The sequence below is a fragment of the Rhodococcus sp. HNM0569 genome (assembly GCF_012726205.1).
In the GTDB taxonomy this organism is placed as follows: Bacteria; Actinomycetota; Actinomycetes; order Mycobacteriales; family Mycobacteriaceae; genus Rhodococcus_F.
The window spans coordinates 1-13074 of record NZ_JAASAE010000006.1 but is presented as its reverse complement, the minus strand read 5'-3'; the positions used below and the strand labels follow the sequence as shown (position 1 = coordinate 13074).

Sequence of the window (13074 nt, the reverse complement as noted above, 5' to 3'; positions counted from 1 at the left end):
CACTCCCGGGGCAGAAAGTCCGAACCGAACGTGCGGCTGCGACGTAGAAGCCGCTTCGAACCGGACCGTACCGGACCTGTGCACATGCGGCAGCGCTTTGCCGCCCCGGAAACGGGGTGCGCACGACGGTGTGGGGAGTCGCGCCTGCGCGTGATTGCGCTCACAGACCGTCCGGCAGGCGGCGGTGTGTGACCGCGTTGTGACGGCAGCTGCCGCGGCGCCGCGGCTGGGACGGGTTTCGGCAGTGTCACCGGGGCTGGCCTGCGGGTTCTTCCTACCGGCGGGTAACAAACCGGTTTCGGCTACGCATGTCGTCGCGCTCTTTGCCCGCAGCTTTCTTCGCAGAGTTAGCAACCTCTACTGAAAAGCTAGCGAAGGTTGGCAGTTGCAACAGGTAGACGGCACTTTTGCCATGTGCCATTCTCGACGAGTACGCATTGAGGACCTGGCAACGATGCGAAGCAGTACGCACGTACCGGATCCGATCGAAAACAAAGAAGTGGAGTCTTGATGTCGACCACCGGCACCCCGAGGACCGCAGCGGAGATCCAGAAGGACTGGGACACCAATCCTCGCTGGAAGAACGTCGAGCGCAATTACACGGCCGAGCAGGTTGCGGCGCTGCAGGGCACGGTCGTCGAAGAGGCCACTCTCGCTCGCCGTGGCTCCGAGATCCTGTGGGACCTCGTCAACAACGAGGACTACATCAACTCGCTCGGCGCGCTCACGGGCAACCAGGCCGTCCAGCAGGTCCGCGCGGGCCTGAAGGCCATCTACCTGTCCGGCTGGCAGGTCGCGGGTGACGCGAACCTCTCCGGCCACACCTACCCCGACCAGTCGCTGTACCCGGCGAACTCGGTCCCGCAGGTCGTGCGTCGTATCAACAACGCGCTGCTGCGTGCCGACGAGATCGCCAAGGTCGAGGGCGACACGTCGGTCGAGAACTGGCTCGCTCCGATCGTCGCCGACGGTGAGGCCGGCTTCGGTGGCGCGCTCAACGTCTACGAGCTGCAGAAGGCCATGATCGCGGCCGGCGTCGCGGGCTCGCACTGGGAGGACCAGCTCGCGTCGGAGAAGAAGTGCGGCCACCTCGGTGGCAAGGTGCTCATCCCCACGCAGCAGCACATCCGCACCCTGACCTCGGCTCGCCTCGCGGCTGACGTCGCGGACGTCCCCACCGTCGTCATCGCGCGCACCGACGCCGAGGCCGCGACGCTCATCACGTCCGACGTCGACGACCGTGACAAGGAATGGCTCGACGGCACCCGCACGGCCGAGGGCTTCTACGGCATCAAGAACGGTGTCGAGCCCTGCATCGCCCGTGCGAAGGCCTACGCCCCCTACGCCGACCTCATCTGGATGGAGACCGGTGTTCCGGATCTCGAGGTCGCGAAGCACTTCGCCGAGTCGGTGCGCAGCGAGTTCCCGGACCAGCTGCTCGCGTACAACTGCTCGCCGTCGTTCAACTGGAAGGCGCACCTGGACGACGCCACGATCGCGAAGTTCCAGAAGGAGCTCGGCGCGATGGGCTTCAAGTTCCAGTTCATCACGCTCGCGGGCTTCCACTCGCTCAACTACGGCATGTTCGACCTGGCGCACGGCTACGCTCGCGAGGGCATGACCGCCTTCGTCGACCTGCAGGAGCGCGAGTTCAAGGCGGCCGAGGAGCGCGGCTTCACCGCCATCAAGCACCAGCGCGAGGTCGGCGCCGGCTACTTCGACTCCATCGCCACCACGGTGGACCCGAACACCTCCACGGCTGCCCTCAAGGGCTCCACCGAGGAAGGCCAGTTCCACTGAGAACTGAGTCGACCGTCGACTGACGACTCACCCCACGGGTAGTACCCGGAGGGAACGGGGGAGAGATCCGCGTACGGGTCTCTCCCCCGTGTCGTACCGAAAACCTTTCGTAATCTCGATTTTTCACCGTTCGGTTCACCGAGCCGGACGTCCACGATTTCCACACACGTTCGACCAGTGAGAAGGAGCTGACGTGACCAGCGAGAAGATTCAGCGCGTCGGCGTGATCGGCGCGGGGCAGATGGGCGCCGGCATCGCCGAGGTGTGCGCACGCGCGCACGTCGATGTCCTGGTGTACGAGCAGACACGCGAACTGACGGCCGCGGGCCGTTCGCGCATCCTCCGCTCGCTCGACCGCGGCGTCAGCAGCGGCAAGATCACCGAGCGCGAGCGCGAGCAGGCGGCGTGGCGACTGCGTTTCACCACCGACCTGGGCGATTTCGCCGACCGTCAGCTGGTCGTCGAGGCCGTCGTCGAGGACGAGAAGATCAAGAGTGAGATCTTCGCCGAACTCGACTCCGTCGTCACCGATCCCGACGCGGTGCTCGCCTCGAACACGTCGTCGATCCCGATCATGAAGCTCGGCATCGCGACCGCGAAGCCCGAGCGCGTGATCGGCATGCACTTCTTCAACCCGGTTCCGGTGCTTCCGCTCGTCGAGCTCGTCACGACACTCAAGACCAGCAAGGCGGTCAGCGAGCGCGCCGAGGCCTTCGCGAGCGACGTGCTCGGCAAGCAGGTCGTGCGGTCCGCCGATCGTTCCGGCTTCGTCGTCAATGCGCTCCTCGTGCCGTACCTGCTGTCCGCGATCCGTATGGTCGAGTCCGGCTTCGCGACGAAGGAGGACATCGACAAGGCGACGGTGCTCGGCCTCGCGCACCCGATGGGCCCGCTCGCGCTCACCGATCTCGTCGGCCTGGACACGGTCAAGTCGATCGCCGACTCGATGTACGAGGAGTTCAAGGAGCCGCTGTACTCGGCGCCGCCGCTGCTGCTGCGCATGGTCGAGGCGGGCCTGGTCGGCAAGAAGTCCGGAGCGGGCTTCTACGAGTATGCCGAGAACGGCCGGGTAGCCAAGAAGGCCAGCTGAATTCGACGGTTCCCGCACACCCGAAAGGTCGAACGTCATGACCAGCACCTTCGGATCCAGCATCCTGGGGTACCCCCGTATCGGCCCGCACCGCGAACTCAAGCGCGCCCTCGAGGCGTACTGGCACGGCACGGCGTCGCAGGCCGAACTGAAGGCCGTCGCCCGCGACCTTCAGGAGGACACCTGGAGCGAGCTCGCCGCCACCGGCCTCACGCAGGTCCCGGGCAACACGTTCTCCTTCTACGATCACGTTCTCGACAACGCGCTGCTGTTCGGCGCGGTGCCTGCACGGTTCGCGGAACTCGAGAGCGATCTCGATCCGCTCGACTTCTACTTCACGATGGCGCGCGGCAGGCCCGACTTCCCGCCGCTCGAGCTCGTGCGGTACTTCGGCACCAACTACCACTACCGGCAGCCCGAGCTCGACGAGCACACGACCTTCGAACTGCGTTCGGATGCAGTGCTCGACGAGTTCGCACGGGCAATGGCGAAGGGCATCGAGCTGCGGCCCGTCGTGCTCGGTCCGGTGTCGCTGTTGCTGCTGTCGAAGGTCGGACCGACGAGCACACGGGACGATTTCGACACGCTCGAACTGCTCGATCGGTTGCTGCCCGAGTACGAGAAGCTGTTCGCGCAGCTCGCCCGAGCGGGCGCGACGTGCGTGCAGCTCGACGAGCCGTGCTTCACCGAGGACCGCTCGCCCGCCGAGCTGGAGGCGCTGCGCAGCACCTACGAGACGCTCGGTCACGCGCCGCTGCGTCCGCGCCTGCTGGTCACCGGCCAGTACGGCTGGCTCGGCGACGCACTGCCGATTCTCGCGTCCACCCCCGTCGAAGCGCTCGGTCTCGATCTCGTTGCGGGCAAGGTCAATCCGGACGAGCTCGCGAAGATCCCCGGTATCAAGCGCAAGCGCGTCTACGCGGGTGTCGTCGACGGCCGCAATGTGTGGCGGGTCGACCGTTACAACACACTGACCTACCTGAACAAGCTGAAGGACGTCGTACCGGACCTCGTGGTGTCGACGTCGACGTCGCTGCTGCACGTGCCCTACGACCTGCTCGTCGAGTACGACATCCCCGGTGACGTCGCCGACCGGCTCGCCTTCGCGAAGCAGAAGGTGGGTGAGGTCGTCGCGCTCGCCAAGGCGCTCACCGACGGCCCGTCCGAAAAGTGGCGCAAGAAGCCCACATCGGTGCACTTCAAGCTCAAGCATGCGGTGCGTGCGCGGGTCAATGCGATCAAGCCCGAGGACCGGGTGCGTGCGCCCTACGAACAGCGCCGCGTGGTGCAGCAGGAGCGGCTCGGGCTTCCGCTCGTGCCCGCCACGACACTCGGATCGTTCCCGCAGACCGACGAGGTGCGCCAGGCGCGTTACGACCTCGGTCAGGGCCGGCTCGAGTGGCCGGACTACTACAAGCGCATCCAGGAGGAGATCGAGTCGACGATCCGCCTCCAGGAGGACATCGGGCTCGACGTGCTGGTGCACGGCGAACACGAGCGCAACGACATGGTGCAGTACTTCGCCGAGTTGCTCGAGGGCTACGCGTTCACCCACAACGGCTGGGTGCAGGCGTACGGCTCGCGTGCGACGCGTCCGCCGATCCTGTACGGCGACGTGGCGCGGCCGAAGCCGATGTCGGTCGAGTGGATCAGCTACGCGCAGTCGCTCACCGACAAGCCCGTCAAGGCGATCCTCACGGGTCCGGTGACGATGCTCGCCCGGTCGTACGTGCGTCAGGACCAGCCCCTGCACGAGACTGCTGATCAGCTCGCGCTCGTCGTGCGCGACGAGATCGCCGATCTCGAGGCGGCGGGTATCGCGATCATCCAGGTCGACGAGCCGGCGATCCGTGAGTTGCTGCCGCTGCGCGACGACGGCCGCGAGGAGTACCTCGAGTGGGCGGTCGACGCATTCCGGCTCGCGACGGGCGGTGCGAAGCCCGAGACGCAGATCCACACCCACCTGACGTATTCGGGCAAGACCTCCGTCGTCGACGCCATCGAGCGACTCGACGCGGACGTCACCGCGATCGTCGCGACGCGGTCGATCGAGTGGGTGCTCGACGCGATCAAGGAACGCGCGCTCACGCGCGGCGTCGGGCCCGGCGTGTACGAGAGTCGTTCGGCGCGGATCCCGGACATCGACGAGCTCGACGAGCTGCTGACCAAGGCGGCCGAGTCGGTGCCGCTCGACCGGCTGTGGGCGAATCCGGACGGCGGTCTCAAGACTCGTCACTACTGGCAGCTCGAGCCGTCGCTCCGCAATCTCGTCGCCGCTGCACGCAGGTTGCGTCGCCGCGCCGAGCAACAACCGCAGGGGTAGGGGTAGGGCGCACGAGCGGGCGGTGTCCCGGGGATCGATCGAGTGGATCTCGGGGACACCGCCCGCTCGGCGTTTCTCGGGGACACGGTCACTTTCCAGTGATTGACATCACACGTCGCTCCGCCGCACACTTGTCGCACGGCGAACTTGAACTTGGCGTCAAGTTCTAGTTGCTGGTCCCATCGCAGGATCACGACACCCAGGAGGGTTCATGGCGACACCCGCGACGAGTCGCTCGGCCGCCCCGGCCGCCGGCACGGTCTCCCCACGCGCGCACCGCAAGCTCCTCGGCGCGGGCCTGGTCGGCAGCTCGATCGAGTGGTACGACTTCTTCCTCTACGGCACCGCGGCGGCCCTGGTGTTTCCGCATGTGTTCTTCCCCGACGCGTCCGCGCTCACCGGCACGCTGCTGTCGTTCAGCACGTTCTGGGCGGGCTTCATCGCCCGGCCGATCGGTGGGCTCGTCGCGGGCCATTACGGCGACAGATACGGACGCAAGCCGACGGTGGTCACCTGCCTGATGCTCATGGGCGCGGCGACCTTCCTCATCGGGTGTCTGCCCACCACCGCACAGATCGGCGTCGCCGCGCCGATCCTGCTGGTGCTGCTTCGTTTCGTGCAGGGCGCGGCGTGCGGCGGTCAGTGGGGCGGTATCGTGCTGCTGCTCACCGAATCCGCCGGGCCCAAGAAGCGAGGCCTAGCAGGAACATTCGGGCAGATGGGGGTGCCCTTCGGTGTCGTGCTCGGAAATCTCGTCTTCCTGATCGCGACGGCCACCATCTCGAACGAGGCTTTCCTGTCGTGGGGCTGGCGGGTCCCGTTCTTCGCGAGCGCGCTGCTGTTCCCGATCGTGTACTACATCCAGACCAAGGTCGAGGACACGCCGGAATTCCGTGCACTGCAGCAGGAGTCGTCGAAGCGGTCGGCGAAGGTGGTGCAGGCACCGCTCGCGCAGGCGATCAAGCACAACTGGCGCACGATCGTCCTCGGATGCGGCCTGCTCGCCGCCACCAACTGCCTGTTCTACATCTCGATCGCGGGCGTGCTCAGCTACAGCACCACCGAACTCGGCATGGAGCGCAACGACGTCCTCGCGATCTCGCTCGTCGTGTCCGTCCTGTCGGTGGGCGTGATTCTGTGGTCCGGCAAGATGTCCGACCGCTGGGGGCGCAGGCCGCTCATCATGATCGGTGCCGCCGCGATCATCGTGTGGGCGTTCCCGTACTTCTGGCTGGTCGACACGGCGAACCTGGGGTGGTTCTTCGTCGCCGTCATGGTGGGCAGCATCTTCCAGTCGATGACCTACGGGCCGATCGCCGCGTACCTCGCGGAACTGTTCGCACCCAATGTGCGGTACTCCAGCGCGTCTCTCGCGTACCAACGCGCCGCGATCACGGTGAGCGGCGGCACGCCGGTCGTGATGACCGCGATCATCGCCGACACCGGCAGCACCGCGTTCGTGTCGGTGTTCATCGCGTTCATGGGTCTGCTGACCTTCCTCGCGGCATGGCGGCTGCGCGAGACGAACCCCGCATCCGTGCGGCAGGACCCCGATGCGCTGCCGGGTGCCCACCTGTACTGACCACGAGTGCGCGGGGCCGGTGTGTCCGGTCCCGCGCACCGCGCCCGAGCGGGGCGTGCGCCCCGGGATTGTAGATTGGTGCCATGTCCTCTTCAGCCGCCTCACGCGACGACGCGGCGCCGTCGGCCTCCCGGGACGACGACGCGCCGCCCTCGATGGCCAACTCGGCGCTCCTGCGCGAGCTGCCCGTCACCGAGCGCGGCTTGCGGACACGAGCATCGTTGATCGCGGCCGCGCGCACGGTGTTCGAGCGGGCGGGCTACCTGGATTCGCGGCTCATCGACATCACGCGCGAGGCGAAATGCTCGTCGGGCACGTTCTACACGTACTTCGCCGGCAAGGACGAGATCTTCGCCGCGGTGCTCGAGCAGGCGCAGGAAGACATGATGCACCCGGGCATGCCGCATGTCGACGCCGACGACGACCCGGTCGCGATCATCTCGGCGAGCAATCGCGCCTACCTCGAGGCGTACCGGCGCAATGCGCGCCTGATGGCGCTGCTCGAACAGGTCGCGCACATCGATCCGGAATTCCGGAAGCTGCGCCAGGAACGCGCCGACGCCTTCGTGCGCCGCAACGCGCGCAGCATCGCCGATCTGCAGAAGCGGGGTCTCGCGGATCGCTCGCTCGATCCGCTGTTGGCGTCGCGTGCGCTGTCCGGCATGATCTCCCGGCTCGGCTTCTCGTATTTCGTGTCGGAGCCCACCACGCACGGCGACGAACAGCTCGCGTCCTTCGACGAGCTGGTCGCCACCGCGAACCGCTTGTGGGTCAACGCGCTTCGGCTGTCCACTGCGGACTGATCGTCGTCACAACGGCGCGCGCAGTGCGTCTCGGTCGATCGCGCGCTTGAGGATCTTGCCCGTCGCGCCCTTCGGCAGTGCGTCCGCGAACTGAACGATTCGCGGAATCTTGTATGCCGAGAGCCGTTCCCGGCAGTATGCACTCACCTCGTCCGCGGTGAGTGCCGCGTCGGCGCGCGGCACCACGAGCGCCGCGATCTCTTCGCCGTAGTAGTCGTCGGGTATTCCCACGACGGCGGCCTCGACGATCTCCGGATGCGCGTAGAGCACCTCCTCGACCTCCGACGGGTAGACGTTGTAGCCGCCTCGGATCACCAGATCCTTGACGCGGTCGACGATCCGCAGGTTGCCCTGGTCGTCGAGCTCGCCGAGGTCTCCGGTGCGGAACCAGCCATCGGTGGTGAACGCGGCCGCCGTCGAGTCGGGCTGGTTCCAGTAGCCCTTCATGACCGTTGCGCCGCGCACGACCACCTCGCCGACGGTGCCGGTGGGGCACGGCTCGCCGTCCGGCGAGAGCACCTGGACCTCGGTGCGTGCGGCAGCTCGGCCCGTCCAGCCTGCGCGCGGGGTGTGTTCGACGTCGTTGAACGTGCCGAACGCCGTGGTCTCGGTCAGGCCGTAGCCCTCGAGCAGGGTGCAGCCGAACCGGCGTTGGAATTCGCGGGCAACCTCACCCGGCAACGAGGCGCCGCCCGAGATCGCGATGCGCAACTGGGCGAAGTCGCGCGGCGACGCATCGCCCGCGGCGTGCAACAGGGCGTTCCACATCGTGGGGACACCGGCCATGATCGTGAGCTCGTCGTGGCGCAACATCGCGAGCATCGCGGACGCGTCGAATCGAGGGAGCAGCGAGAGCGAACCACCCCCGGTGAACGTGGCCATCATGATCGATGCCTGGCCGAACACGTGGAACAGCGGCAACGCGGTGCCGGTGCGGTCGGCGCCGTGGCTGCCGCTGCCTGCCACACCGATCTCCCCGGCCGACAGCAGATTCGACGTCGTGAGCTGTGCGCCCTTGGGGCGCCCCGTCGTGCCCGACGTGTACAGGATCGCGGCGGTGTCGTCGGGCGCGCGGTCGTGCACCGGAGCCGGGAACGCCGCTGCGGTGTCGCTCGCGCGCGGCAGCAGCAGGTGCACGGGTGTCGCCGCGGCGGTCGCCGCCTGCGTCACGGCGTCGGCGCACGTGTGCCACGCAACCGCGAGCGCGCACCCGGCGTCGTCGAGGACGTATGCGAGCTCGTGCACCGTCGACATCGTGTTGACCGGGACGACGACCGCGCCTGCGGCCGCGATTCCGAAGTACGCCACCGCGAACTCCGGCACCGACGGTGCGAGCAGCAGTACCCGATCTCCCGGCTCGACTCCTGCCGCATCGAGCATTCCGGCGAATCGTGCGCTCGCGTCGGACAGCTCGCGGTAGGTCCACGTGTCGGAATGTCCAGTGGTGACGTCGAATCCTCGCAGAGCGATGTCGGACGGCGCCGTGTGTGCGTGGCGGCGGACGGGATCGATGATGTTCGGCATGGCGGCCTTTCGTGCTGGTGCGGCGTTCGGGCTCGTGGGGGCCTGGTCGGAAGCTCAGTCGTCGGCGTGTGCGACGACACGCGAGAGTGACACCGCGACCATGACCGGCTTGCCGCCGCAGGCGATCTCGTCGCCCTCACGCTCCATCGTCTGCTTCGTGGTCACTTGGATCCCACCGGGAACCTCGTCGGCGGACAGGATTTCGACACGCATCCGCACGCGCGAGCCCACCGGGACCGGTGCCGGGAAGCGGACCTTGTCGTATCCGTAGTTGAGCCCGTGGGCGAACCCGTCGAACCGCAACAGCTCGGAGCTGAGTGCCGGGCCGAGCGACAGCGTCAGCAGGCCGTGGGCGATCGTGCCGCCGAGATCGGTCGTCGCAGCGCGCTCGGGGTCGACGTGGATCCACTGGTGGTCTTCGGTCACGTCCGCGAACGCATTCACGCGGTCCTGCGGCAGTGCGTGCCACGCGGTGGGCCCCAGTTCCCGTCCCCGCAGTTCGGTGAGTTCGGCATGGTTGCGGGGGCGTGCCGGCTCGGCGTGGATGTGGCTCGTGGTCATCGGAAGCCTCCTGATTCGACGGCGGCGTCGTCCGCGTCGGTGCCGACGCTGCAGGTGAGAGGGGTGGAATGACGCCCGCCGAGGGGTATGGATTGAATATGACGCCGACTTCAACTATACATGCGGTGAGACCTGAGTCACGCTCTTTCGGAGCGTGCCACGACGGCGAGAGGAACGCGAGTGAGCACTGCGGAACCCGTCCGGTTCGACGGACGCGTCGCGGTCGTGACCGGCGCGGGTGGCGGTATCGGCGGCGCACTCGCCCGGGCGCTGGCTGCGGAGGGGGCGCGCGTCGTCGCGGTCGACCTCGACCGCGCCGCCGTCGAACGCGTCGTCGCCGACCTGCCGGCAGGCACGGCCGCGCCCCTCGCGGGCGACGTGTCCGATCCCGCCGTGATCGCCGACGCACTCGCGTGGGCGGAGCGCGAGTTCGGGCCGGTCGACCTGTACTTCGCCAATGCCGGGGTCAGCCGCGGCAGCGGCCTCGCGAGCGAGTCCGACTGGGACCTGTCGCTCGAGGTCAACGTGCGCGCACACGTGCGCGCCGCGCAGCAACTCGTCCCGCGCTGGCTCGAACGCGGTTCCGGGTACTTCGTGTCCACCGCGTCGGCGGCGGGACTGCTCACCCAGATCGGGTCGGCAACGTACTCGACCACCAAGCACGCCGCGGTCGGCTTCGCCGAATGGCTCTCGGTCACCTACGGCGACCAGGGCATCGGCGTCAGCTGCGTGTGCCCGATGGGTGTCGACACCGACATGTTGCGGGCGGGAGCGTCGTCGTCGCAGCCGCTCGAGGGAGCCGCGGCACGCGCCGTCACCGGTGCCGGCGAGGTGCTGAGCCCCGACGCGGTGGCGTCGATCGTGCTCGACGGAGTCCGTGCCCGGAGGTTCCTGATCCTTCCGCACGCCGACGTGTTGGAGATGTACCGCCACAAGGGTTCCGACTACGACCGATGGCTGCGCGGCATGCGGCGGTACCAGGCCGGCCTGCTCGCGGACACGAACTGACCCATCCACCCGATCGCACAGGAGGCGCCGTGTTCGAGCCGAGTGACCGGACCCGGAAGTATCTCGAGGAACTGCACGACTTCATGGACACCCACGTGTACCCGGCCGAACGCGTCTACGCCGAACAGATGCGGGAGTCGGGCGATCCGCACTTCCAGCCACCGATCATGGAAGAGCTCAAGGTGGAGGCGAAGCGCCGCGGCCTGTGGAACCTCTTCCATCCGCATCCGGACTGGGGCCCGGGCCTGACCAACCTCGAGTACGCGCCGCTCGCCGAGGTGATGGGCCGCAGCCGCATCGCGTCCGAGGCCTGCAACTGCAACGCGCCCGACACCGGAAACATCGAGGTGCTGACGCTGTTCGGCACCGACGAACACAGGCAGCGGTACCTGAAACCGCTGCTCGACGGTGAGATGGCGTCCGCCTTCGCCATGACGGAACCGGCCGTCGCGAGTTCCGATGCCACCAACATCGAACTGAGCATGGTGCGCGACGGTGACGGCTACGTGCTCAACGGGCGGAAGTGGTTCGCGTCCAATGCAATGCACGCCCTGTGCCGCGTGCTCATCGTGATGGGTAAGACCGACCCGAGCGCGCCGACGCACCGCCAGCAGTCCATGATGGTCGTCCCGATCGACGCGCCGGGGGTAACGATCGTGCGCAGCCTGCCGGTCTTCGGATACATGGACCGGGAGGGGCACGCCGAGATCCTGTTCGAGAATGTTCGTGTGCCCGTCGAGGACGTCCTGTCCGGTGAGGGTGAAGGTTTCGCGATCAGCCAGGCCCGGCTCGGGCCCGGGCGCATCCACCACTGCATGCGTGCGATCGGCATGGCCGAACGTGCCCTCGAACTGCTGTGCACCCGGGCGCAGCGGCGCGTCACCTTCGGCGCGCCGGTCAGCGAACGCGCCAACATCCAGGACTGGATCGCCGAGGCGCGCATCGAGATCGAGATGGTGCGACTGCTCACGCTGAAGGCCGCGCACATGATGGACACCGTCGGCAACAAGGAGGCGCGCACCGAGATCGCCGCGATCAAGGTCGCCGCGCCGCAGATGGCGTTGAAGATCATCGACCGCGCGATCCAGGTGCACGGCGGTGGCGGCGTCACCGACGACTTTCCGCTCGCCGAGGCGTACGCGCACATGCGGACGCTGCGGCTCGCCGACGGCCCCGACGAGGTGCACAAGCGCGCGATCGCGAAGGCGGAGCTGCGCAAGTACCGCGACGGTGCACCCACCGCGCCTGCCCCGGTGGCGGCCGGTGCCTGAGACGAGCGTGACCGCGGTGCCCGGCGTCGACCGGCAGGCGGCGGTCGCCTGGATCGCGAGCGTCGACCCTGCCGCGGTGGCGCCGTTCGAGTTCGACCGGATCGGTCTGGGACAGTCGAATCTCACCTACGTCGTGCGTGACGCGGCGGCGAACCGCTGGGTGCTGCGGCGGCCGCCGCTCGGCCACCTGCTCGCGTCGGCGCACGACGTCGTTCGTGAGGCGCGCATCCTGCACGCGCTCGCCGGCACCGACGTCCCGGTGCCGCGCATCCTCGGGGTCTCGGCGCCGGGGGAGTGCGGCGACGCGGCGCTCGTGCTGATGGAGTTCGTCGACGGGCTCGTCGTCGACCGGATGCCGGTTGCCGGATCGCTCGCACCCGCCCAGCGGCGTGTGACCGGGCTGTCGCTCGCGCGCACCCTGGCGCGGGTCCACGCGGTGGACCTCGAGCAGGTGGGGCTGTCCGATCTTGCGTCTCACAAGCCCTATGCGGCACGGCAACTCAAACGATGGTCCGGTCAGTGGGAACAGTCCAAGACGCGCGAATCGCCCGCGCTCGACGCGCTCACCGCAAGACTGCGTGCGGCGGTTCCCGACCAGACCGAGACGACGCTCGTGCACGGCGACTTCCACCTGCGCAATGTCGTGACCGCGCCCGGCACCGGCGAAGTGACGGCGGTGCTCGACTGGGAGCTGTCGACGTTGGGCGACCCGCTCGCGGACATGGGCTCGCTGCTCGCGTACTGGCCCGAGCCGGGCGAGGACACCGCAGGCGACTTCCCGGCGGCCGCGCTGCCCGGCTTCCCCGACCGGGCCGAGCTGTCGCGCGTGTACCTCGACGAGACCGGCCGCGACCCCGCCGCGCTGCGGTACTGGCATGCGTTGGGTCTGTGGAAGGTCGCGGTCATCGCGGAAGGCGTCATGCGGCGCGCACTCGACGAGCCGCGCAACAAGGCCGCCGCAGGTACGCCCACCGTCGCGCGCATCGACGCACTGATCGACAAGGCCACCGAGGTCGCGGATGCCGCCGGCCTGTGATCGGCGAGAAAGGAAGTACGACAAGGTGACCGGAGAACGTAGCGCGCAAGCCCGGTCCTTCAGGGCCGGGTTAGCG

The 13074-nt window shown here is 68.1% G+C and carries 10 protein-coding genes; 8 read left to right on the top strand and 2 right to left on the bottom strand.

The genetic code is table 11. From position 1 onward, the window contains the following. Nucleotides 1-510: 510 nt before the first annotated feature. The 5 genes from aceA (at nt 511) to HCA44_RS09895 (ending at nt 7598) form a co-directional block, all read left to right on the top strand. Nucleotides 511-1800 carry an isocitrate lyase gene (gene aceA / locus HCA44_RS09915; RefSeq protein WP_169648396.1) on the top strand — a complete coding sequence of 430 codons (1290 nt, stop codon included), beginning with the start codon at nt 511-513 and terminating at the stop codon, nt 1798-1800. A gap of 193 nt (nt 1801-1993) precedes the next feature. After that, on the top strand, nt 1994-2890 hold the full coding sequence (locus tag HCA44_RS09910; protein WP_169648395.1) for a 3-hydroxybutyryl-CoA dehydrogenase: 897 nt from the start codon (nt 1994-1996) through the stop codon (nt 2888-2890). 37 nt (nt 2891-2927) lie between these two features. After that, nucleotides 2928-5213: a 5-methyltetrahydropteroyltriglutamate--homocysteine S-methyltransferase gene (metE, locus tag HCA44_RS09905; protein ID WP_169648394.1), complete on the top strand. Its 2286-nt coding sequence runs from the start codon at nt 2928-2930 to the stop codon at nt 5211-5213. A 211-nt stretch (nt 5214-5424) separates the two neighbouring features. Then, nucleotides 5425-6795 (top strand): MFS transporter, encoded by a 1371-nt coding sequence (locus HCA44_RS09900; protein ID WP_169648393.1) that lies wholly within the window; start codon nt 5425-5427, stop codon nt 6793-6795. 155 nt (nt 6796-6950) lie between these two features. Then, the gene (locus HCA44_RS09895; RefSeq protein WP_169648615.1) at nt 6951-7598 is read left to right on the top strand and encodes a TetR/AcrR family transcriptional regulator; all 648 of its coding nucleotides are present in this window, start codon (nt 6951-6953) and stop codon (nt 7596-7598) included. Between the two features lie 6 nt (nt 7599-7604). Here the strand turns inward: HCA44_RS09895 and HCA44_RS09890 are convergent, their stop codons facing one another. After that, nucleotides 7605-9122: an AMP-binding protein gene (locus HCA44_RS09890; protein ID WP_169648392.1), complete on the bottom strand. Its 1518-nt coding sequence runs from the start codon at nt 9120-9122 to the stop codon at nt 7605-7607. Between the two features lie 54 nt (nt 9123-9176). After that, a complete protein-coding gene (locus HCA44_RS09885; protein ID WP_169648391.1) occupies nt 9177-9683 on the bottom strand; it encodes a MaoC family dehydratase in 507 nt (168 codons plus the stop codon). Nucleotides 9684-9863: 180 nt separating this feature from the next. Between HCA44_RS09885 and HCA44_RS09880 the strand changes: the two genes are divergently transcribed. From HCA44_RS09880 to HCA44_RS09870, 3 genes are read left to right on the top strand one after another with little or no spacing between them, the layout of a single operon-like run. Continuing rightward, nucleotides 9864-10691: an SDR family oxidoreductase gene (locus HCA44_RS09880; protein WP_169648390.1), complete on the top strand. Its 828-nt coding sequence runs from the start codon at nt 9864-9866 to the stop codon at nt 10689-10691. A gap of 29 nt (nt 10692-10720) precedes the next feature. Continuing rightward, the gene (locus HCA44_RS09875; RefSeq protein ID WP_346764661.1) at nt 10721-11962 is read left to right on the top strand and encodes an acyl-CoA dehydrogenase family protein; all 1242 of its coding nucleotides are present in this window, start codon (nt 10721-10723) and stop codon (nt 11960-11962) included. 52 nt (nt 11963-12014) lie between these two features. Then, on the top strand, nt 12015-12998 hold the full coding sequence (locus HCA44_RS09870) for a phosphotransferase family protein (protein WP_346764676.1): 984 nt from the start codon (nt 12015-12017) through the stop codon (nt 12996-12998). Nucleotides 12999-13074 lie beyond the last annotated feature (76 nt).

Coding starts and splice junctions, on each gene's coding strand:
- aceA (WP_169648396.1), top strand. CDS start 511: ATGTCGACCACCGGCACCCCGAGGACCGCAGCGGAGATCCAGAAGGAC.
- metE (WP_169648394.1), top strand. CDS start 2,928: ATGACCAGCACCTTCGGATCCAGCATCCTGGGGTACCCCCGTATCGGC.
- HCA44_RS09900 (WP_169648393.1), top strand. CDS start 5,425: ATGGCGACACCCGCGACGAGTCGCTCGGCCGCCCCGGCCGCCGGCACG.
- HCA44_RS09895 (WP_169648615.1), top strand. CDS start 6,951: ATGGCCAACTCGGCGCTCCTGCGCGAGCTGCCCGTCACCGAGCGCGGC.
- HCA44_RS09890 (WP_169648392.1), bottom strand. CDS start 9,122: ATGCCGAACATCATCGATCCCGTCCGCCGCCACGCACACACGGCGCCG.
- HCA44_RS09885 (WP_169648391.1), bottom strand. CDS start 9,683: ATGACCACGAGCCACATCCACGCCGAGCCGGCACGCCCCCGCAACCAT.